Genomic DNA, 20851 nt, shown 5'->3' with positions numbered 1-20851 from the left:
ATGTCCGATGTCACCCTGTCCGAATTCGTCGAAGCAGCCGCCACGAAGTACGGGATTCCCGGTCTCGCCGTCGGCGTGCTGGTCGACGGCCGCGAAGTCTTCGCCTGCCACGGCGTCACCAGCCTGGACGACCCGCAGCCGGTCGACAGCGACACGCTGTTCCAGCTCAGCTCGATCACCAAGACCTACACCGCGACCGCGCTGATGCGACTGGTCGCGGAAGGGCGCGTCGAACTGGACGCGCCGGTGCGCGAGTACGTCCCCGAGCTCGCACTCGCCGACGAGGACGCAGCCAACACAATCACCGTGGCGAACCTGCTCAACCACACCGCGGGACTGGACTGGAACCTCGCCGTCGACACCGGCGACGGCGCGGACGCGCTGGCCGAATTCGTCGCCCGCCTCCCGGAACTCGGCCTGATCGCCGCCCCCGGCGAGCGAGCCTCCTACAGCCAGGCCGGATACAACCTGGCCGGGCGGATCCTGGAGAAGGTCACCGGGCAGTCGTTCGAGCAGGCCGTCGCCGAGCTCGTCTTCGCGCCGATCGGCCTGTCGCACAGCTTCTTCGCCGAGCACGAGATCACCGCCCGCCGGTTCGCCGAAGGACACAACGCCGAGGCGGACGGTTCGCTGACGGTCGCGCGCCAGTGGCGGCCCTCGCGCGCCAACAACCCGGGCGGCGGTCTCGCGTCCTCGGCGGCCGACCAATTGCGCTGGGCCCGTTTCCATCTCGGTGACGGCGGCGCTGTATTGCCCGCCGAGAGTCTGCTCGCGATGCGTCGTCCGACCGTCGCGCTGCGGGCGAGCTCGTTCGGCGACGCCATCGGCATCGGCTGGTTCCTGCGCGACATCGACGGTGTGCGGGCCATCGGGCACGGCGGGTCCGGCAACGGACAGTTCGCCGAACTGCTCATCGTCCCCGAACGCGACTTCGCGATCGTCGTGATGTCCAACGCCGGGCCCGAGGGCATCGCCTGCAACCAGGCGATCGTCCGCTGGGCGCTCGAGCACTACCTGAACGTCCTCGACCGCGACGCCGAACCGCTGCCCTACGACGCGACACGCGCCGCGGAACTGGCGGGCACCTACGACATCGACGCGATGACACTCGTCATCGCCGCCGACGCGACCGGGCTCAGCCTCGCGGTCGGCATCAAGCCGGAGATCCGAGCGGCCTCGGATCAGGAGATGCCGCCGGACTACCCGGCCGCCGCCATCGGCCTGCTGCCCGGCGACGAATACATCGTCACCGACGGCGGCTTGCGCGGACAGCTCGGCTACTTCTCCCGCGACGAGCACGGCCGGATCGTCGGCGTCGACCTCGCTGGCCGACTGTTCCGGCGCGTCGCCGCATGAGACCGGCCGCGGTGGGCGCGGTGCGCGTTCGTCGTCCAGAACGGGGCTCCGGTAGAGGAAGACCGGGCCGCGGGTGCGGTCACGGATCCGAGCCGATGGTGTCGAGGAACGCCTCGGCGGCCGAGCGCAGAGTGCGCGCCGCCGGTGCGGTGGGCAGGCGGGTCACCTTCGCGGCCATCGGAACCCGCCGTTCCGGCTTGCCCCGGATAACGGGGCGCGGTGGCAGGGCATCGAACGCTGTGAGCCGGGTCAGACCGTTTTGATGGCACCGCCGTCGATGACGTAGTCGACGCCGGTGATGTTGGCGGCGACTTCGGACAGCAGGAATGCGACCAGCGCGGCCACTTCCCCGGGCTCGGTCATCCGGCCTGTGGTGATCTGCGAGCCGTTGGTGAGCTGATCGATGAACTCGGGCATGCTCTGGCCGGCCGCGACGGCGGCCTTGGCGACCGGGCCGTCGGGGTCCTCGTAGATGGAGGTGCGAACCAGGCCGGGGGAAACCGTGTTCACGCGGACACCACGTGCTCCGAATTCCTCGGCCAGAGATTTCCCGAGGGCGGTCACGGCCGCCTTGGCCGCGCTGTAGGTGGCCGGGACATTCCCGGGTGTGCGGGCGGCGGTGGAGGAGATGTTGACGATCGCTCCCCGGCGCTCGATCAGGCTTGGCAGGGCCGCTCGTGTGGTACGGACAGCGCTCAACACGTTGACGTCGAACATGCGAGCCCATTCGGCATCATCGGCATCGAGGAAACCGAAGCTTGCCTCCCCGCCGCCCAGGTTGTTGACCAGCAGGTCGATACCACCCAGCTCGGCCAGCGCGGTATCGGCCAGGGTGGACACGCCGCCGGGGGTAGTCAGGTCCACCGAGACGGTATACGCGCCAGTGTCTTTCAGTTCGGTGGTGATGGTGCGAGCGGCACCGACGACCCGGGCGCCTTCACCGATCAGGGTGCGGACGACGGCCAGTCCGATGCCCCGGCTGGCGCCGGTGACAACGGCTGTCTTGTCGGCGAGATCGAGATTCACGGTTTCTCCAATGTCGGGAACGATATTTGTGGTGGGGCCGGGGGCGAGACGTCCGGCCCGGCTCGCAGGCTTGGAGCTGGTCTGTGTGCGCACTCACCACTACGGAACGTCTCGCCCGTAGCGGACCATCTCGGCATCGGTGAGGTGTCCATCGGCGACACCGACGGTGCGGCCGATGAACTCCGAGCGGGTGAAGACGCCGAATGCCGAACCGGCCGAGGTCGGTCACCGACACGCCCGGCGCAGTGCCGACGGTCAGAAGGCGTAGGGCCCGAACCGTCCCCATGCGACGAGGACTGCGCCGATGAGCAGGATCGCGTTGAACCCGATCGCCTGCGGTTCCTTGCGGCGGGCGTGGAGGCCCACGGCCAGGATCATGATCACAGCCACGCCGGTGGCGGCCAGCGGGGTGAGCACGGTGGCGGTGTCGAAGGCACCCGGCAGGATCATGCCCAGGCCGCCGGCGAGTTCGGCGACGCCGATCAGACGCACCACGGGTGTAGGGACGTCACTGACCCAGGGCAGCTGGGATATGAGCTTGTCCCGGGGCTGGGTGGACTTCAGGATGCCCGCGGCCACGAACAGGGCGGCGAGGACGCCTTGCAGGATCCACAGGAACAATTCATCGGAGCGGGAACCTTCTTCTTCGGTGGCGCCGGGGCGGAGAACGCCGCGGCGGATCAGGAGGGGGCGGGGCGTCAGACGGTGAAGACGCGCTCGGCTTCGTCGCGCTGGGTGTGCAGGTCCCAGTAGAGAGGGGCGATCTCATCGGGCTCGGCGGTCGGGATTTCGGGAGGGCCGCCCGCGCCGATCCACACGCCGATGGCGACGTGCGCGGCCTGGATACCGCTGCTGGCCAACTCCTTGTGCAGGTTGAGCGCCCAGTTGCGCAGCGCCGCCTGGGCGGGGTTGACGTTGCCGAGCATCGGGTTGGGGTCGACCGAGCCGGCACCGTTGGTGAAGAGCAGGGTGCCCGCGCCGGCCTCACGCATCGCGGGCAGGACCGCCTGGGTGGCAGTGATGGCGCTGTAGAGCAGGAAGTCGATCCATCCCTGTACATCGGAGGCGCTGGTCTGAGACGGGGAGGTGAGGGTCATGGAGCCGATGCTCGGAGCGGGCGAGTGCTCCAAGATGTCGATGCCGCCGAAGCGGGTGGCGGCGTCCTCGAGGACCTGGGTCAGCGCGTCGTGGTCGAGCACGTCCGCCGGGAACGCCGCGGCGGTGATGCCCTCGGCGGTGAGCCGGCCGACCAGGTCGTCGAGCTTGGCGCGGTTGCGGGCGATGAGAGCGACGTCGAAGCCGCGCGAGCCGAAGGTGCGGGCGATGGCGAGGCCCATTCCGGGGCCAGCTCCGACGATGGCGATGCTGGGCATGGTGCAGTCTTTTCGATGGGGGAAGCGTCTTGGATACAGACGCGGAAAGGGCTATCCGATTCGTTATCTGGAAAGGCCTATCCGTTTCGTGATGCCTACGATAACACTAGAAGCGGATAGGGTATTCCGATTAGGTAGGGTGAGTGTCATGAACCTTGGCGCCCAAGCCGGCGATGACCCTGCCGCGCAGCCTCTGCGCAGCGACGCGGAGCGTAACCGCGCGCGGATCGTCGCCGCCGCGCGCACGGTGTTCAGGCGTGAGGGCCTGCATGCCTCCATGGCTTCCGTGGCCCGCGAGGCGGGGGTGGGCATCGCCACGCTGTTCCGCAGGTTCCCGACGAAGGAGGAACTGGTCGCCGCGGTCTTCGCCGACCGTATGGACGCCTACGTCGAGGCGGTCGGCGTCGCGCTCGACGACCCCGATCCCTGGCACGGTCTCGCGGGGTTCATCGAGACCGCCTGTGCGATGCAGGCCGCCGATCACGGCTTCGCCGACGTGCTGACCATGACCTTCCCCACGGCCAAGGTTCTGGAGGAGCGCCGAGACCAGGCGTACGAGGCCGTTGTCCAGCTCATCGGCCGCGCCAAGGCCGCAGGACGTCTGCGTGAGGACTTCACCCCCGAGGACCTGGTGCTGGTGCACATGGTCACTGCCGGCGTCGTCAACGCCACCGGCGACGCCGCGCCCGACGCCTGGAAACGTGTCGTGGCTCTGATGCTCCAGTCCTTCGAGGCCCCAGCCCGCGGCCCCCTGCCCGACTCGCCCGAGCCCCGCGCCCTCTACAACGCCATGCTGCGTGCCAGTCAGGAGCGCTGCGCCTCGCCGGAACCAGCGAAGAAGGATTGAGGGCCATGCTGCCATCGGCCTCCTCGACGCCAGGCCCCGCAGGGGCTTGCGACGTATGACGACTGGGCCCGGCGCACCTGCCATGGATCACCCTCGCCGAACGCGCGAAGGCGCGACTACATGATCGAATCTTTCCGAGCCCCGGTGTTCAACAGCGTCGGCGGCCCGTTCCGGGCGAAACTCGACAAGTAGCGCGAAAAGCGATGGCCCCGACCGAGTTCCGGTCGGGGCCATCGCGTGTGCTCGCGAGCCTAGCGCACGAAGGTCGACGCGCGCTCGGCCAGATCCAGCAGCGGCTGCGGGAAGACACCGAGCACCAGGGTCGCCACGGCGGTCAGCAGGACGATCGCCTGGGTGAGCGCGGGCGTGACCACCACCGGGGCATCCGTCGGGGGATCGGTGAAGAACATCAACACGATCACGCGGACGTAGAAGAACGCCGCGACGGCGCTCGAGATGACGCCGACGATGACGAGCGTGACGGCGTCACCGGAAGCGGCCGCCTCGAACACGGCGAACTTGCTGACGAACCCACTGGTCAGCGGCAGACCGGCGAAGGAGAGCAGCAGCAGCGCGAAAACCGCGGCGAGCCAAGGGGAGCGGCGGCCGAGTCCGGCCCACTGCGCCAGCGCGGTCGCCTCGTCACCGTCGGGCTCGCGGACCAGGCTCACCACCGCGAACGCGCCGAGCGTGCCAAGCCCGTAGGCGACCAGATAGAACAGCACCGCCGCGACGCCCGCGTCGTTGGCGGCGACCAAACCGGTGAGGATGAAGCCCGCGTGCGCCACCGACGAATACGCCAGCATCCGCTTCACATCGGTCTGGGTCACCGCGAGTACCGCGCCGACCACCATCGTCGCGATCGCGACCGCGGCGAGCACCGGCCGCCAGTCGTCCCGCAGACCCGGAACCGCTACTTGCAGGATGCGCAACATGGCGCCGACCGCGGCGATCTTGGTGGCGGCCGCCATGAACGCGGTGATCGGGGTCGGCGCGCCCTGGTACACGTCGGGAACCCAGGATTGGAACGGCACCGCGCCGATCTTGAACAACAGCCCGACCGCCAGCATCGCCACGCCGAGCAGCGCCAGCATCGCGTCGGACGGCTGCGCGGCGATGGCGTCGGCGATCCCGGCCAGCCGCACCGTGCCCGCCTGCCCGTACAGCAGCGCGACGCCGTACAGGAAGAACGCCGACGAGAACGCCCCGAGCAGGAAGTATTTCAGCGCCGCCTCCTGGGAGAGCAGTCGCTTGCGCCGCGCCAGCCCGCACAGCAGATACAGCGGCAGCGACAGCACTTCCAGCGCGACGAACATGGTCAGCAGATCGTTCGACGCGGGGAAGAGCAGCAGGCCGCCGATCGCGAGCAGCGTCAGCGGGAAGACCTCGGTGGTCGCGATGCCCGCGCGGATCGCGGCCTGTTCGTCCGCGCTGCCCGGAACCGCCGATGCCTGCGGGGTGAACGCGTCCGCGCCGCGACCGACGGTCGCCGCGGCCAGGCTCCAGGTGCCAGGCCCGGAACGGGCCCGCGGTTGCGCGCCGCGTTCGGCGATGAACAGCACGCCGAGGATCGACACCACCAGGATGGTGCCCTGCAGGAACAGTGTCACCCCGTCGATCGCGACGGCCCCTGCCACCGCGGTGGTTTCGGTGCCCGCCAGCCGGACGACGGCCGCCAACGCCGCCGCGAGACCGATCAGGCTGAGCCACAGGTGGGTGCCGTAGCGGTACCGCCGCGCGACGAACGCCTCGACCAGGACCGTGGCCACCGCGACGCCGAACACGATGAGCATTGGTGCGAGCGCGCCGTATTCGATGCTCGGCGCGGGCACGGACGCGGCGAGCGGGATCGAGTGCGTGCTCACTTGTGCCCTCCTTCCTGGAGGTTCGTCGCGCCCGCCGTAGGCGCGGGAACCGTCGGCTCGGGATCGTGGCGGCCGATGGTGGTCAGTGTCTGGCCGACCGCGGGATCGATGAAGTCCAGTACCGGTTTCGGATAGAGGCCGAGGAACAGCAGGGCCGCGATGAGTGGTGCGACGACGAGCAGTTCGCGGGGCACCAGATCGTGGAGGTTCTCGTTGCCCTTCTTCACCGGTCCGGTCATCATCCGCTGGTACATCCAGAGCACATAGACCGCGGCGAGCACCAGCGCGCTGGTCGCGACGATCGCGGCCACCTGGTAGCGGCTGAAAGTACCGATCAACACGAGGAATTCGCTGACGAACGGCGCGAGGCCCGGTAGCGACAGCGTCGCGAGTCCCGCGATGAGGAACGTCCCGGCCAGCACCGGCGCCACCTTCTGCACGCCGCCGTACTCGGCGATGACCCGGGTGCCGCGCCGCGAGACCAGGAACCCGGCGATCAGGAACAGCGCGGCGGTGGAGATGCCGTGGTTGATCATGTAGAGCGTCGCCCCGGTCTGCGCCTGACTTGTCATGGCGAAGATGCCGAGGATGATGAAGCCGAAGTGCGAGATCGAGGTGTAGGCGATCAGTCGCATCACGTCGGTCTGGCCGATCGCGAGCAGCGCTCCGTAGACGATGCCGACCACCGCGAGCGTGATCACCAGCGGCGCATAGGTTCCCGACGCGTCGGGGAACAGCAGCAGGCAGTACCGCAGCATGCCGAAGGTGCCCACCTTGTCGACGACCGCCATCATCAGCACGGCGCTGGACGGTGTCGCGGCGACCGCCGCGTCGGGCAACCAGGTGTGCAGCGGCCACAGCGGCGCCTTCACGGCGAAGGCGAACATGAACCCGAGGAACAGGGCGTTGAGCACCGCCGGACCCGCGCCGAGCTCACCGGCGTTGGCTGCGGCGACCACGGTACGGAAATCGAAAGTCCCCGCACCGTCCGCGCCGATGCCCTCGCGCGCCGTCACCACGTACAGACCGATGACCGCGGCCAGCATGATCAATCCGCCGAACAGGTTGTACAGCAGGAACTTCACCGCCGCCCGAGAGCGCTGCTGGCGCAGCTGTACATCCGCCGTCTTCGGCCCGAAGCCGCCGATGAGGAAGTACATCGGGATGAGCATGGCCTCGAAGAAGACGTAGAACAGCAGGATGTCCAGTGCGAGGAAGGAGACGAGCACCATCGCCTCGACGAGCAGGATCAGCGCCATATACGTGTGCGCCACCCGCCTGCCGGAGCCCGCCGCGCGATCGTCGTGCCAGCCCGCCAGGATCAGCAGCGGCACCAGCGCCGTGGTGAGCAGCACGAGCACCAGCGCGATGCCGTCCAGACCGAGGGTGTATCCGGCGCCGAAAGCGGGGATCCACTCGTGGGATTCGATGAACTGGTACTGCTCGCCGCCGGGCTCGAAACGCGTGGCGAGCACGACGGCGAGCACCAGCGCGGCCACCGAAAAGGTCAGCGCCACACTGCGTGCCAGCACCCGGCGCGCGGCGGGCAACGCAAGCACGACGACCGCGCCGGCGACCGGAAGCAGCCAGAGGGTGGTCAACCAGGGGTAGGTAGTCACCAGATCCTCACCGCCAGCAGGGCGGCGGCCACCAGGGCCGCGCCGGTGAACATGGACAGGGCGTAGGACCGCACGAATCCGGACTGGACCCGGCGGACGCGGGCCGAGAGCCCGCCGATCAGCGCGGCCGTACCGTTGACGATCCCGTCGATACCGCGGTTGTCGACGAACACCAGCGACCGGGTGAGGTGCTGGCCGGGACGCATGAACACGCCCTCGTTGACCGCGTCGCCGTAGAAATCCTTGCGGGCGGCGACGGTGAGCGCCGAGACCTCCTGCGGCGCCGTTTCCGGGATGTCACGCTGCGCGTACTGGCTGTAGGCGACGGTGACGCCGACGGAGACGACGGCCAGCGCGAGTGCGGTGACCACGCCGGCGGGCACGACCTCCTCGCCGTGGTGCGCGCCGACCACCGGTTCCAGCCAGTTCACCAGCGCGTTGCCGAGCACGAATACCAGGCCGGAGGCGAGCGAGCCGATGGCAAGCAGGATCATCGGGCCGGTCATCACCGCGGGCGCCTCGTGCGGATGCGTGTCGGGCTTCCAGCGTGGCGAGCCGAAGAACGTCATCAGCATCACCCGCGTCATGTAGAACGCGGTGAGACCCGCGCCGAGCAGGGTGACCGTGCCCAGCGCGTAGCCCGCCGCGCCGCCTTGGTTGAAGGCCACCTCGATGATCTTGTCCTTGGAGAAGAACCCGGCGAAGGGCGGCACCCCGATGATCGCGAGGTAGCCGAGCCCGAAGGTGACGTAGGTGATCGGCAGGAGCTTGCGCAGTCCGCCGTAGCGGCGCATGTCGACCTCGTCGTCCATCGCGTGCATCACCGAGCCCGCCCCGAGGAACAGGCCCGCCTTGAAGAAGCCATGGGTGAGCAGGTGCATGATCGCGAAGGCGTAGCCAGCGGGGCCGAGGCCCGCCGCGAGCACCATGTACCCGATCTGGCTCATGGTGGACGCGGCCAGCGCCTTCTTGATGTCGTCCTTGGCGCAGCCGACGATCGCGCCGAACAGCAGCGTCACCGCACCGACCAGCACCACGGCCAGTTGGGCGTTCGGCGCGAGGTCGAAGATCACGTTGGACCGCGCGATCAGGTAGACGCCCGCGGTCACCATGGTGGCGGCGTGGATGAGCGCCGACACCGGCGTCGGGCCCTCCATCGCGTCACCGAGCCAGGATTGCAGCGGCACCTGCGCGGACTTGCCGCACGCGGCGAGCAACAGCAGCAGGCCGATCGCGGTGAGCGTGCCCTCGCTCGCGCCAGGTGCGGCGGCGAACACCTCGCCGAACCCGATGGAGCCGAAGGTCGCGAACATCATCATCATGGCCAGCGCCAGACCCATGTCGCCGACCCGGTTGACCACGAACGCCTTCTTGGCGGCCGTTGCGGCGGAAGGCTTTCCGTACCAGAAGCCGATCAGCAGGTAGGAAGCGAGACCGACGCCCTCCCAACCGAGGTAGAGCACCAGGTAGTTGTTCGCCAGCACCAGCAGCAGCATGGCCGCGAGGAACAGGTTGAGGTAGGCGAAGAACCGCCGCCGATCCGGATCGTGGCTCATGTACCCGATCGAGTACAGGTGGATCAGCGAGCCGACACCGGTGATCAGCAGCGCGAAACACATGGACAGCTGGTCGATTTGGAGACCGAAGTCCACGTGCAAGCCGCTCACCGGCGCCCAGCTGAACAGGTCGGCGTGCACCGCCCGCGCGGCGCCGTCGCGTCCGAGCATGACGACGAAAGCCCACACGGCCACGCCGAAGGAGGCAAGCGCGGCAAGGCAACCGAGCAGATGACCCCACTTGTCGGCGGCACGCCCGAGCAGCAGCAGTACGACGGCCCCGGCCAGCGGCAGCGCGGGCAGCAGCGTCAGGATCGCGGTATCCACGTCAGAACTTCAGCAGGTTGGCGTCGTCGACCGAGGTCGAGCGGCGGGCGCGGAAGATGGTCATGATGATGGCGAGACCGACGACCACCTCGGCCGCGGCGACCACCATCGTGAAGAACGCGAACACCTGGCCGTCCAGGTTCGCGTGCATCCTCGCGAAGGTGACGAACGCCAGGTTCACCGCGTTGAGCATCAGCTCGATGCACATGAACACCACGATCGCGTTGCGCCGCAACAGCACTCCGGCCGCGCCGATCGTGAACAGCAGGGCGGACAGGAACAGATAGTTCTCGGGGTTCACCGGGTGCCTTCCTCGTCGGCGGGTTCGTGGCCGTTGGTCTTCGCGTCACCGTCGCCGGAGCCGACCGAGATGACGGCCGCCTCGGTCAGCGCCCTGGTGCGACGGTGCCGCAGGATGGTGCTGACCGACAGCTCTTCGAACGAGCCGTCCGGCAGCCTCGCGGGAATGTCCACCGCGTTGTGCCTGGCGTAGACGCCGGGCGTGGGCAGCGGGGTGGCGCGGCTCTTGCCGTCGCGGAACCGCCTGCGCGACATTTCGCGCTGATCCATCCGCGGGCCGAAGTGTTCGCGGTGCGCGAGCACCATCGCGCCGATGGTGGCGGTGATGAGCAGCGCGCCGGTGAGTTCGAAGGCCCACACGTACCGGACGAAGATCAGCTCGGCGAGTTCGCCGATCACGTCGCGACCGGCGAAACCGGTGGCGGGGAAGCGGATTCCGGAGTCGCGGACGCCGGTGGCGATACCGCTGACGAACAGGAAACCGAAACCGAGTCCCACCGCGGCGGCGGCCAAGCGCTGGCCGCGCAGGGTCTCCTTCAACGATTCCGCGGAGTCGACGCCCACCAGCATGAGCACGAACAGGAACAGCATCATCACCGCGCCGGTGTAGACCACGATCTGCACCACGCCGAGGAACAGCGCGTCCTGGGCGATGTAGAACACCGCCAGCGTGATCATGGTGGCGGCAAGGCAGATCGCGGAATGCACGGCCTTGGCAGCGAACACCATGCCGAGCGCGCCGAGGACGGCGAGCGGGGCCAGAATCCAGAACTGCACGGCCTCGCCGGTGGATGTGCGGGTCAGTGGCTCGGCGGCCATCAGTAGCGTCACCGTTTCACTCCTTCCGCGCCTGCTGTCGCGGGCTGCTTCTCGTCGGATTCGGCGTCCGCGCCGGGGACGGTGCCGCGGTAGTAGTCGCCCTCGGTCGTCCCGGGGTACATGGCGTGCGGCGGAGCGGTCATGCCCGGTTCCAGCGGCGCGAGCAGCCGGTCCTTCTCGTAGATGAGGTCGGCGCGGTTGTCGTCGGCGAGTTCGTACTCGTTGGTCATGGTGAGCGCTCGCGTCGGGCAAGCCTCGATGCACAGGCCGCAGCCGATGCAGCGCAGGTAGTTGATCTGGTAGACGCGGCCGTAGCGTTCGCCGGGGGAGAAGCGTTCGTCCTCGGTGTTGTCCGCGCCTTCCACGTAGATCGCGTCGGCGGGGCATGCCCAGGCGCACAGCTCGCAGCCGATGCACTTCTCCAGGCCGTCGGGATGACGGTTGAGCTGGTGGCGACCGTGATAGCGGGGCGCGGTCGGCACCTTGTGCTCGGGGTAGAACTCGGTGTTCGGCTTCTTGAACATGGTGAGCGCGGTGACCGCGAAACCGGAAAGCGGTTCCAGCGGATGACCTTTCGTCGCGTCCACGTGGCGGACGTCGGCGGGCATCGGCGGTGTCGGGAAGCCGAGGAAGACACCGCCCGGCGCGTGCTCGTCGGCCGCGGGTTCATCGACCAGCGGCGGGGCGCCCGGTCGGCGTCCGGCGCGCACGAACATCCCGATCATCAGCGCCGTGATCAGTACGCCAGCGACGATCATGGCGGCGGTCGCCCAGGCGAAGCCCTCGTTGTCGAGTACGCGGGCCGCGGCGACGAGCATGACCCACAGCAGCGACACCGGGATGAGCAGCTTCCAGCCCAGGTTCATGAACTGGTCGTAGCGCAGTCGCGGCAGCGTGCCGCGCAGCCAGATGAACACGAACAGGAACGTCCACACCTTGGCGGTGAACCACAGCAGGCCCCACCAGCCGGTGTTCGCGCCCGACCACATGTTGATCGGCCACGGCGCGTGCCAGCCGCCCAGGAACAGCGTGGTCGCCAGCGCCGAAACCGTTGCCATGTTGACGTATTCGGCGAGCATGAACATGGCGAACTTCAGCGAGGAGTACTCGGTGTGGAAGCCGCCGACCAGTTCGCCCTCGGCCTCAGGAAGGTCGAACGGCGCCCGGTTGGTCTCACCGACCATCGACACGCAGTAGATCAGGAACGAGGGCAACAGCAGGAAGACGTACCAGGTGCCGTCCTGGGCGGCGACGATCCCGGAGGTCGCCATCGTGCCCGCGTGCAGGAACACCGCGGCGAAGCACAGCGCCATCGCGATCTCGTAGGAGATGACCTGCGCCGTCGACCGCAGGCCGCCGAGCAGCGGATAGGTCGAGCCGGAGGCCCAGCCCGCCAGCACGATGCCGTACACGCCGATCGAGGTGATCGCGAGGATGTACAGCACGCCCACGGGCATATCGGTCAGCTGCAGCGCGGTGTTGTGGCCGGCGATGGAGACCTCACCGCCGAACGGGATCACCGCGAAGGCCATGAACGCGGGGATGGCCGCGATGATCGGCGCCAGGATGTAGATCGGCTTGTCCACGATGGCGGGGACGATGTCCTCTTTGAGCGCCATCTTCACGCCGTCGGCGATGCTCTGCAGCGAGCCCTTGGGGCCGACGCGGTTGGGGCCGACGCGCATCTGCATGCGCGCCACGATCTTTCGTTCCGCGAGCACCGCGATCATCGGGGTGAGCAGCAGGAAGACGAAGATCGCCAGGGATTTGGCGATGACGAGCCACAGCGGGTCGTGGCCGAAGAGGGCGAGATCACTCATGGCGATGTTCCTTCATCCTCTCGTCGGCGTGGCGTACTTGCACGACGCCGCCGGGCTGGGTGGCGAGCTGCTCGGGCACCGAGCTGCCGGGGGAGTTCAGCGGCAGCCACACGACCCGGTCGGGCATCTGGGTGATCAGCAGCGGCAGCGTGAGCATGCCGCGCTCGGAGGTGACGGTGACCGGATCGTCGTCGGCCGCGCCGATCTCGGCGGCGGTCGCCGGGGAGAGCCGGACCACCGGCGGACGGGCGATGCCCGCCAGGTTCGGTTCGCCGTCCTGCATGCGGCCCAGGTCGAGCAGCATCCGCCAGCCCGCCAACACCGCCGAGCCCGCACGGGGCTGGGTGATCGGATGCGGCCGGTGCGCGGGCGCGGCGACGGGCTGACCGTCCCACGCGCCGAGCGCGGCGAGTTCGGCGCGCGCCGTCGCGGTGTCGGGAAGGCCGAGGCGCACCCGCATCTCGTCGGCGATGGCTTGCAGCACCCGCTGATCGGAGAGCGGTGCGGCGGTGCGGCGCACCGTGGATTCGCCGAGCGCGGCGTCGAACCGGCGCGGCCTGCCCTCCCAGGTGCGGAAGGTGCCGGACTTCTCCATGGTCGCGGCCACCGGGAAGACCACGTCGGCGCGCTCGGTGACGGCGCTGTGCCGCAGTTCCAGGCTGACGACGAAGCGTGCCGCGTCGATGGCGGTGAGCGCGGCGTTCGGGTCGGGCAGATCGGCGACATCGACACCGCCGACGACCAGCGCGCCGAGGGTCGGCGCGGCGTCGAGGATGGCCGCGGTGTCGCGTCCCGCCGTGATCGGCAGTTCGTCGACGTTCCAGATCTCGCGAACCTGGTGCCTGGCAAGCGGATCCGCCACCGGCCGGCCGCCGGGCAGCAGGCCGGGGAGAGCCCCGGCTTCGACCGCGCCGCGCTCGCCCGCCCGTCGCGGCACCCACGCCAGCGCCGCGCCGGTCTCCTCGGCCAGCCGGACAGCGGCCGAGAGCGCGCCGGGGATGCCCGCCATGCGCTCGCCGACCATGATCACAGCGCCCGGACTGCGCAACAGTCGCGCGGCCGCGGCCAACGTGTCGGATTCCCTACCGTCGGACGGGATCTCGCCAGTGCGAAGCGTCTCCATCAGGTGCGGTTCGGCCCCCGGCATCGCCGGAATCAGGGTGCCCGACATGCGCTCGAGGCCACGGGAGGCGTACGGCGCCAGCGAGTAGACGGGCAGGCCGCGCTTGCGGGCGGCCTTGCGCAACCGCAGGTAGACGATCGGGGACTCTTCCTCGGGCTCGAACCCGACGAGCAGCACGATCGGGGCCCGCTCCAGACCGTCGTAGTCGACGGTGACGCCTTGTCCCGCGACACGGGCGGCGAGGAAATCGGCTTCCTCCGCCGAATGCGGACGGATACGGAAGTCGATGTCGTTGGTGCCGAGCGCGATTCGCGCGAACTTGGAGTAGGCGTAGGCGTCTTCCTCGGTCACCCGTCCGCCGACGAGCACACCGGCGTTGCCGTGCGCGGCGGCCAAACCCTCGGCCGCGGCGGCGAGCGCCTCGGACCAGGACGCCGGATGCAGGGTGCCGTCCCAGCCGCGGACCAACGGGGTGGTGAGGCGGTCGCGTTCGGTGGCGTAGGCGAACGCCCAGCGTCCCTTGTCGCAGTTCCACTCCTCGTTGACCTGCGGGTCGTCGCCCGCGAGCCTGCGAAGCACCTTGCCGCGGCGGTGATCGGTGCGCTGCGCGCAGCCCGAGGCGCAGTGCTCGCACACGCTGGGGCTGGAGACCAGATCGAAGGGCCTGGCGCGGAATCGGTAGCTGGTTCCGGTGAGCGCGCCGACCGGACAGATCTGCACCGTGTTGCCGGAGAAGTAGGAGTCGAACGGTTCGGCCTGTGCGGTGCCGACCTGTTCGAGCGCGCCGCGGTCCATCAGCTCGATGAACGGGTCGCCAGCCACCTGCTGGGAGAACCGGGTGCAGCGGGCGCACAGCACGCAGCGCTCCCGGTCCAACAGGACGGCCGAGGACAGCGGAATCGGTTTGGGGTAGGTGCGTTTCACGCCGTCGAACCGGGTTTCCGGGCGGCCGGAGGACATGGCCTGGTTCTGCAGCGGGCACTCGCCGCCCTTGTCGCAGACGGGGCAGTCCAGGGGGTGGTTGATGAGTAGTAGCTCCATCACCCCTTCCTGCGCGCGCTCGGCGGCCTGCGAGGTGAGCTGGGTGTGCACGATCATGCCCTCGGCGACGGTCTGGGTGCAGGACGCGACCGGCTTGCGCTGGCCCTCCACCTCGACAAGGCATTGGCGGCAGGCGCCGACGGGATCGAGCAGCGGATGGTCGCAGAAGCGCGGGATCTGGATGCCGATCAGTTCCGCAGCGCGGATCACCAGGGTGCCCGCGGGCACGCTGACGGGTGTGCCGTCGATGACGACGGTGACGAGATCCGCGGGCGCGAGCCCGCTCGTATTGGTACTCACAGTCGCGGGCCCACCCGTCTCCCGGCCGCCACCCCTCATCGAATCGCTGCGCGATGCCGTGCTCATCGAGCCCCTTCTTCCTCGGCCCAGGCCGTCGAGCGCGCGGGATCGAACGGGCAGCCGCCCGAGCGCAGATGGTCGATGTACTCCTCGCGGAAGTACTTCAGCGAGGAGAGAATCGGGCTGGCCGCGCCGTCGCCGAGCGCGCAGAACGATTTGCCGTTGATGCTGTCGCTGATGTCGAGCAGCTTGTCCAGATCCGATTCGGTGCCTCGACCCGCCTCGACCCGCTTCAGTAGTTGGACCAGCCAGTAAGTGCCCTCCCGGCACGGGGTGCATTTGCCGCAGGACTCGTGCGCGTAGAACTCGGTCCAGCGCAGCACCGCGCGCACCACGCAGGTGGTGTCGTCGAAGATCTGTAAAGCCTTGGTGCCCAACATGGATCCCGCGCCCATGACGCCCTCGTAGTCGAGCGGCACGTCGAGGTGCTCCTCGGTGAACAGCGGGGTGGACGAGCCGCCCGGCGTCCAGAACTTCACCCGGTGGCCCGCCCGCACGCCACCCGCGTAGTCGAGCAGTTCCCGCAGCGTGATGCCGAGCGGCGCCTCGTACTGGCCCGGCTTGGCCACATGGCCGGACAGCGAGTAGAGGGTGAAGCCGGGGGACTTCTCGCTGCCCATGGAACGGAACCAGCCGGTGCCGTTGAGGATGATGGGCGGCACGCTGGCGATGGACTCGACGTTGTTGACCACCGTCGGGCAGGCGTAGAGGCCCGCGACGGCGGGGAACGGCGGCCGCAGCCTGGGCTGGCCGCGGCGGCCCTCCAGCGAATCGAGCAGCGCGGTCTCCTCGCCGCAGATGTAGGCGCCCGCGCCCGCGTGCACGATCAGCTCCAGGTCGAAGCCGGAGCCGAGGATGTCGCGGCCGAGGTAGCCCGCTTCGTAGGCCTGCGCGACGGCCGCCTGCAACCTGCGCAGCACGGGCACCACTTCGCCGCGCACGTAGATGAACGCGGTGGCGGCGCGGATGGCGTATGCGGCGATGATCACGCCCTCGATCAGCGCGTGCGGCGTGGCCAGCATGAGCGGAATGTCCTTGCAGGTACCGGGTTCCGACTCGTCGGCGTTGACCACCAGGTAGTGGGGTTTCTCCGTGCCGTCGGGTCCCGGACCCTGCGGGATGAAGCTCCATTTCATGCCGGTCGGGAAGCCCGCGCCGCCACGACCGCGCAGTCCGGCGTCCTTGACCGTCTGGATGACCTGATCGGGTTCCATCCGCAGGGCCTTGCGCAGCGCCTGATACCCGTCGTGGCGGCGGTAGGTGTGGATGGTCCAGGACTGCGGATCGTCCCAGTACTTGGTGAGCACCGGCGTCAACGTCGTCATCGGATGCCCTCCCCGTTCGCCCGCGGCGCCTGCATGTCGTGCTCCTTGGCCACCCGCAGACCCGCCACGGTCGGTTCGCCCGCCGCGCCGTCGAGCGCGCCGGGACGTTCGTCGGGGAAGCCGGCCAGGATTCGCGCGGTCTCCCGGAAGGTGCACAGCGGCGCGCCGCGGGTCGGTGTCACCTGCTGCCCGGCGCGCAACGCGTCGACGAGGGCTCGCGCCGATTCCGGCGTCTGGTTGTCGAAGAACTCCCAGTTCACCATCACGACCGGCGCGAAATCGCAGGCGGCGTTGCATTCGATGTGCTCGAGGGTGATCGACCCGTCGGCCGTTGTCTCGCCGTGGCGCAGGCCGAGATGGGTTTCCAGCGCGGCGAGGATCGCGTCGCCGCCCATGACCGCGCAGAGCGTGTTGGTGCACACGCCGACGTGATAATCGCCGGTGGGCGTGCGCCGGAACATGGAGTAGAAGGTGGCGACGGCGGTCACCTCGGCGCCGGTCAGACCCAGCTGCTCGGCGCAGAACTCGATGCCGGTGCCGGAGACGTGTCCCTCCTCGGCCTGCACCAAGTGCAGCAGCGGAAGCAGTGCCGAACGCGGGTGCGGGTAACGCGCGATGATCGCCGCCGCGTCGACCTCCAGCCGCTCCCGCACGAAAGGCGGGAACGGCTCGGGCCGGGTGGAGAGCTTGAGCAGGATCTCGGTCATCGGTCGACACCACCCATCACCGGGTCGATGCTGGCGACGGAGGCGATGACGTCGGCGACCATGCCGCCCTCGCACATCGCCGCCACCGCCTGCAGATTCGTGAACGAAGGGTCGCGATAGTGCACGCGGTAGGGCCTGGTGCCGCCGTCGCTGACCATGTGCACGCCGAGTTCGCCGCGCGGCGATTCGACCGCGACGTACACCTGCCCGGCCGGGACCCGAATGCCCTCGGTGACGAGCTTGAAGTGGTGGATGAGGCCCTCCATCGACGTGCCCATGATGCGGCCGATGTGCTTGGGGGAGTTGCCGAGTCCGTCGGGGCCGAGCTGCAGATCGGCGGGCCAGGCCAGCTTCTTGTCTTCGATCATCACCGGTCCGGGCCGCAGCCGGTCCAGGCACTGTTCGACGATCTTGAGCGATTCCTTCATCTCCTCCACCCGGATCAGGTAGCGGCCGTAGCAGTCGCAGCCGGTGGTGGTGGGGACGTCGAATTCGTAGTTCTCGTAACCGCAATAGGGTTGGGCCTTGCGCAGATCCAGCGGCAGGCCGGTGGCGCGCAGCACCGGGCCGGTGATGCCGAGGGCCATGCAACCGGTCAGGTCCAGGTAGCCGATGTCCTGGGTGCGTGCCTTCCAGATCGGGTTCTGGGTGAGCAGATGTTCCATGTCGCGCAGCCGTTTCGGCAGCAGGGCGAGCAGTTCGCGGACCTTGGTGACGCCGTCGTCGGGCAGGTCCTGAACCAGGCCGCCCGGACGGATGTAGGCGTGGTTCATCCGCAGACCGGTGATGGTCTCGAAGACGTCGAGGATGAGTTCGCGTTCGCGGAACCCGAACAGCATCGGCGTGAGCGCACCGAGTTCCATGCCGCCGGTGGCGAGTGCGACCAGGTGCGAGGAGATGCGGTTGAGTTCCATCAGCAGCACCCGGATGACCGTGGCGCGCTCGGGAATCTGTTCGGTGACGTCGAGCAGCCGCTCCACGCCGAGGCAGTACGCCGTCTCGTTGAAGAACGGCGACAGGTAGTCCATCCGGGTCACGAAGGTGACGCCCTGCGTCCAGTTGCGGAACTCGAGATTCTTCTCGATGCCGGTGTGCAGGTAGCCGACGCCGCAGCGGGCCTCGGTGACGGTCTCGCCCTCGATCTCCAGGATGATCCGCAGCACGCCGTGCGTGGACGGGTGCTGCGGGCCCATATTGACGACGATGCGCTCTTCGCCAGCGCCGTCGAGGGTTTCGGTGACGGTGTCCCAGTCCTGACCGGCGACGGTGACGACGGTCGGTTCCGATGGGTTCGCGGTGTGTTCCCGCCGGTGCGCAGCGGGTTCGCGCCCGGAGTCGGTGTCGACGCCGGGCTGGGTATCGATGTCGTTCACTAGCTGTACGCCCTCCGCTCGTCGGGCGGCGGGATGCGCGCGCCCTTGTATTCGACCGGGATCCCGCCGAGCGGGTAGTCCTTCCGCTGCGGGTGGCCACGCCAGTCGTCGGGCATGGCGATGCGGGTCAGCGACGGATGACCGTCGAAGACGATGCCGAAGAAGTCGTAGGTCTCCCGCTCGTGCCAGTCGGTGGTGGGGTACACCGAATACAGCGAGGGGATGTGCGGGTCGGCGTCGGGCGCGGACACCTCGACGCGCAGCCTGCGGCCGTGGGTGACCGACATCAGGTGGTAGACCGCGTGCAGTTCGCGGCCGGTGTCGTGCGGGTAGTGCACGCCGTTGACGCCGAGACACAGCTCGAAACGCAGTGCGGCGTCGTCGCGCAACGCCTGCGCGACCAGCGGCAGATGTTCCCTGCGCACGTGCAGCGTGAGTTCGCCGCGGAAGACGACGATCTTCTCGATCGCGCTCTCGAACGGTGTGCCGGTGGGCGCCAACGCCGTTCGCAGCGCGTCGACGATCTCGTCGAAGTAGCCGCCGTAGGGGGCGGGCGTACTTCCGGGCAGCGTGACCGGACGGACCAGGCGGCCGTATCCGGAGGTGTCGCCGGTGCCGGAGATGCCGAACATGCCGCGCCGCACGCCGATGACGTCCTCGCCCGCGGGCTCGGGTTCGGCCTCGGGCGGCAGCGTGCCCTCGGGGCCTGCGGTCGCCGCGGCGTCGATTTCCGACTGTGGCGAACTGGTTTCGGTGTTCTCGGGGGAGTCGAAGGTCATCGCAGCAGACCCTCCATCCGGATGGTCGGGGTCGACGCGAGCGCCGCCTGCTCGGCGGCGCGGACCGCCTCCTCGCGGTTGACGCCGAGCGGCATCTCCTGAATCTTGGCGTGCAGTGCCAGAATCGCGTTGAGCAGCATCTCCGGGCGGGGCGGGCAGCCGGGCAGGTAGATGTCGACCGGCACCACGTGGTCGACGCCCTGCACGATGGCGTAGTTGTTGAACATGCCGCCGGAGGAGGCGCAGACGCCCATGGCGAGCACCCATTTCGGTTCGGTCATCTGGTCGTAGACCTGTCGCAGTACCGGCGCCATCTTCTGGCTGACCCGGCCGGCGACGATCATCAGGTCGGCCTGGCGCGGCGAGGCGCGGAACGCCTCCATGCCGAAGCGGGCGATGTCGAATCGTCCTGCGCCGGTGGCCATCATCTCGATGGCGCAGCAGGCGAGACCGAAGGTGGCGGGCCACAACGAGCCCTTGCGCAGATATCCGGCGAAGTCCTCCACCGTGCTCAGCAGAAAGCCGCTGGGCAGTTTTTCCTCGAGACCCATTTCCGACTAACTCTCACTTCCACTGTGCGGGCGAAACCTTGGTGGCGATCAGTCCCAACTGAGTCCGCCGCGGCGCCACTCGTAGGCGTAGGCGACCGAGACGTTGAAGATGAACAGCGCCATCGCGGCGAGACCGAACAGACCCAGCGCGTCGAAGTGCACGGCCCACGGGTAGAGGAACACGATCTCGATGTCGAAGATGATGAACAGCATGGCGGTGAGGTAGTACTTCACCGGAAATCGCTGCCCGCCAATGTTTCCCGGCCCGCCCGCGACGGCGTGCGGAGTGGGCTCGATGCCGCACTCGTAGGGCTCCAGCTTGGCCCTGTTGTAGCGCTTCGGCCCGATGAGGGCCGCCAAGAGTATGGAAAAGACCGCGAAGGCCGCGGCGACCGCGCCGAGCACCAGGGTCGGCAACTCCATGTTCACGACTGCACTTCCCCTCCTGCGAGCCCCGGGGGCTCCTCTACGGCGGCTGGTGGCAGCTTCCGAGGCGGGCTGACGTCGTTGTCCGCCTTGGCCAGACTCGCCCCATGGCCTCGCTCGGTGGGGCGTGCGCCAGGGAGATCAGACACAGCGGGTCTCATACCCGTGCTCGCGCCCATGTGAGCTACGGCACAGCCTACAACCGATAGGACTGGCCGCCACTCCTTTGCTCCCGGATGTTTGATCGAATTCGGAACT

The 20851-nt window shown here is 68.7% G+C and carries 18 protein-coding genes and 1 pseudogene; 2 read left to right on the top strand and 17 right to left on the bottom strand.

Features of this window, described 5'->3' with window-relative positions; genetic code table 11:
- Positions 1 to 1356: a serine hydrolase domain-containing protein gene (locus NAM01S_RS01065; protein ID WP_067778099.1), complete on the top strand. Its 1356-nt coding sequence runs from the start codon at positions 1 to 3 to the stop codon at positions 1354 to 1356.
- 249 nt (positions 1357 to 1605) lie between these two features.
- On the opposite strand, the gene NAM01S_RS01060 is transcribed toward NAM01S_RS01065, so the two are convergent.
- From NAM01S_RS01060 to NAM01S_RS01050, 3 genes are all read right to left on the bottom strand, one after another.
- Positions 1606 to 2382, bottom strand: a complete 777-nt coding sequence (locus NAM01S_RS01060; protein ID WP_067778098.1) for an SDR family oxidoreductase — start codon at positions 2380 to 2382, stop codon at positions 1606 to 1608.
- A 255-nt stretch (positions 2383 to 2637) separates the two neighbouring features.
- Positions 2638 to 3003, bottom strand: a complete 366-nt coding sequence (locus NAM01S_RS01055) for a DoxX family protein (RefSeq protein ID WP_067778097.1) — start codon at positions 3001 to 3003, stop codon at positions 2638 to 2640.
- Positions 3004 to 3080: 77 nt separating this feature from the next.
- A complete protein-coding gene (locus NAM01S_RS01050; RefSeq protein WP_067778096.1) occupies positions 3081 to 3755 on the bottom strand; it encodes an SDR family NAD(P)-dependent oxidoreductase in 675 nt (224 codons plus the stop codon).
- 148 nt (positions 3756 to 3903) lie between these two features.
- Between NAM01S_RS01050 and NAM01S_RS01045 the strand changes: the two genes are divergently transcribed.
- On the top strand, positions 3904 to 4602 hold the full coding sequence (locus NAM01S_RS01045) for a TetR/AcrR family transcriptional regulator (RefSeq protein WP_067778095.1): 699 nt from the start codon (positions 3904 to 3906) through the stop codon (positions 4600 to 4602).
- Positions 4603 to 4853: 251 nt separating this feature from the next.
- Here the strand turns inward: NAM01S_RS01045 and nuoN are convergent, their stop codons facing one another.
- The 14 genes and pseudogenes from nuoN to NAM01S_RS00980 all read right to left on the bottom strand — a co-directional run bounded on the left by nuoN (position 4854) and on the right by NAM01S_RS00980 (position 20590).
- Positions 4854 to 6395 (bottom strand): NADH-quinone oxidoreductase subunit NuoN, encoded by a 1542-nt coding sequence (gene nuoN, locus NAM01S_RS01040; protein WP_245909993.1) that lies wholly within the window; start codon positions 6393 to 6395, stop codon positions 4854 to 4856.
- A 68-nt stretch (positions 6396 to 6463) separates the two neighbouring features.
- Positions 6464 to 8086 carry an NADH-quinone oxidoreductase subunit M gene (locus NAM01S_RS01035; RefSeq protein WP_157107536.1) on the bottom strand — a complete coding sequence of 541 codons (1623 nt, stop codon included), beginning with the start codon at positions 8084 to 8086 and terminating at the stop codon, positions 6464 to 6466.
- Positions 8083 to 9969: an NADH-quinone oxidoreductase subunit L gene (gene nuoL / locus NAM01S_RS01030; protein ID WP_067778092.1), complete on the bottom strand. Its 1887-nt coding sequence runs from the start codon at positions 9967 to 9969 to the stop codon at positions 8083 to 8085. Before nuoL ends, NAM01S_RS01035 begins: the two co-directional genes overlap by 4 nt.
- Before the next feature lies 1 nt (position 9970).
- Positions 9971 to 10270 (bottom strand): NADH-quinone oxidoreductase subunit NuoK, encoded by a 300-nt coding sequence (gene nuoK, locus NAM01S_RS01025; RefSeq protein WP_036536861.1) that lies wholly within the window; start codon positions 10268 to 10270, stop codon positions 9971 to 9973.
- Positions 10267 to 11088, bottom strand: coding sequence for an NADH-quinone oxidoreductase subunit J (locus tag NAM01S_RS01020; protein ID WP_067778091.1), 822 nt, complete (start codon positions 11086 to 11088; stop codon positions 10267 to 10269). Before NAM01S_RS01020 ends, nuoK begins: the two co-directional genes overlap by 4 nt.
- A gap of 8 nt (positions 11089 to 11096) precedes the next feature.
- A complete protein-coding gene (gene nuoI / locus NAM01S_RS36295) occupies positions 11097 to 11696 on the bottom strand; it encodes an NADH-quinone oxidoreductase subunit NuoI (protein WP_255284283.1) in 600 nt (199 codons plus the stop codon).
- Positions 11688 to 12908 (bottom strand): annotated as a pseudogene (nuoH, locus tag NAM01S_RS01015) (NADH-quinone oxidoreductase subunit NuoH); the annotation flags it as partial. The pseudogene nuoH and the gene nuoI, both read right to left, overlap by 9 nt.
- A complete protein-coding gene (locus NAM01S_RS01010) occupies positions 12901 to 15411 on the bottom strand; it encodes an NADH-quinone oxidoreductase subunit G (protein WP_084482323.1) in 2511 nt (836 codons plus the stop codon). The pseudogene nuoH and the gene NAM01S_RS01010, both read right to left, overlap by 8 nt.
- 23 nt (positions 15412 to 15434) lie before the next feature.
- Positions 15435 to 16757 (bottom strand): NADH-quinone oxidoreductase subunit NuoF, encoded by a 1323-nt coding sequence (nuoF, locus tag NAM01S_RS01005; protein ID WP_067778089.1) that lies wholly within the window; start codon positions 16755 to 16757, stop codon positions 15435 to 15437.
- Positions 16754 to 17464, bottom strand: a complete 711-nt coding sequence (nuoE, locus tag NAM01S_RS01000) for an NADH-quinone oxidoreductase subunit NuoE (RefSeq protein WP_067778088.1) — start codon at positions 17462 to 17464, stop codon at positions 16754 to 16756. Before nuoE ends, nuoF begins: the two co-directional genes overlap by 4 nt.
- Positions 17461 to 18837, bottom strand: coding sequence for an NADH-quinone oxidoreductase subunit D (locus NAM01S_RS00995; protein ID WP_067778087.1), 1377 nt, complete (start codon positions 18835 to 18837; stop codon positions 17461 to 17463). Before NAM01S_RS00995 ends, nuoE begins: the two co-directional genes overlap by 4 nt.
- Positions 18837 to 19616 (bottom strand): NADH-quinone oxidoreductase subunit C, encoded by a 780-nt coding sequence (locus tag NAM01S_RS00990; RefSeq protein WP_174554760.1) that lies wholly within the window; start codon positions 19614 to 19616, stop codon positions 18837 to 18839. The genes NAM01S_RS00995 and NAM01S_RS00990 overlap by 1 nt, the downstream gene beginning before the upstream one ends.
- Complete coding sequence (locus tag NAM01S_RS00985) at positions 19613 to 20167, bottom strand: NuoB/complex I 20 kDa subunit family protein (RefSeq protein ID WP_067778086.1); 555 nt, start codon at positions 20165 to 20167, stop codon at positions 19613 to 19615. Before NAM01S_RS00985 ends, NAM01S_RS00990 begins: the two co-directional genes overlap by 4 nt.
- Positions 20168 to 20215: 48 nt before the next feature.
- On the bottom strand, positions 20216 to 20590 hold the full coding sequence (locus tag NAM01S_RS00980) for an NADH-quinone oxidoreductase subunit A (RefSeq protein WP_301316811.1): 375 nt from the start codon (positions 20588 to 20590) through the stop codon (positions 20216 to 20218).
- Positions 20591 to 20851: the final 261 nt, after the last annotated feature.

It is taken from the genome of Nocardia amikacinitolerans NBRC 108937, from assembly GCF_001612615.1.
GTDB lineage: Bacteria > Actinomycetota > Actinomycetes > Mycobacteriales > Mycobacteriaceae > Nocardia > Nocardia amikacinitolerans.
The sequence above is the reverse complement of the archived record's forward strand: the minus strand, read 5'-3'. Positions and strand labels throughout refer to the sequence as shown.

Excerpts from the sequence above, each read along its gene's own strand:
- NAM01S_RS01065 (WP_067778099.1), top strand. The coding sequence starts at position 1 with ATGTCCGATGTCACCCTGTCCGAATTCGTCGAAGCAGCCGCCACGAAG.
- NAM01S_RS01050 (WP_067778096.1), bottom strand. The coding sequence starts at position 3,755 with ATGCCCAGCATCGCCATCGTCGGAGCTGGCCCCGGAATGGGCCTCGCC.
- NAM01S_RS01045 (WP_067778095.1), top strand. The coding sequence starts at position 3,904 with ATGAACCTTGGCGCCCAAGCCGGCGATGACCCTGCCGCGCAGCCTCTG.
- nuoN (WP_245909993.1), bottom strand. The coding sequence starts at position 6,395 with ATGCTCATCGTGTTCGGCGTCGCGGTGGCCACGGTCCTGGTCGAGGCG.
- NAM01S_RS01020 (WP_067778091.1), bottom strand. The coding sequence starts at position 11,088 with ATGGCCGCCGAGCCACTGACCCGCACATCCACCGGCGAGGCCGTGCAG.
- nuoI (WP_255284283.1), bottom strand. The coding sequence starts at position 11,696 with ATGCCCGCCGACGTCCGCCACGTGGACGCGACGAAAGGTCATCCGCTG.
- NAM01S_RS01010 (WP_084482323.1), bottom strand. The coding sequence starts at position 15,411 with ATGAGGGGTGGCGGCCGGGAGACGGGTGGGCCCGCGACTGTGAGTACC.
- nuoF (WP_067778089.1), bottom strand. The coding sequence starts at position 16,757 with ATGACGACGTTGACGCCGGTGCTCACCAAGTACTGGGACGATCCGCAG.
- nuoE (WP_067778088.1), bottom strand. The coding sequence starts at position 17,464 with ATGACCGAGATCCTGCTCAAGCTCTCCACCCGGCCCGAGCCGTTCCCG.
- NAM01S_RS00990 (WP_174554760.1), bottom strand. The coding sequence starts at position 19,616 with ATGACCTTCGACTCCCCCGAGAACACCGAAACCAGTTCGCCACAGTCG.
- NAM01S_RS00985 (WP_067778086.1), bottom strand. The coding sequence starts at position 20,167 with ATGGGTCTCGAGGAAAAACTGCCCAGCGGCTTTCTGCTGAGCACGGTG.
- NAM01S_RS00980 (WP_301316811.1), bottom strand. The coding sequence starts at position 20,590 with ATGGAGTTGCCGACCCTGGTGCTCGGCGCGGTCGCCGCGGCCTTCGCG.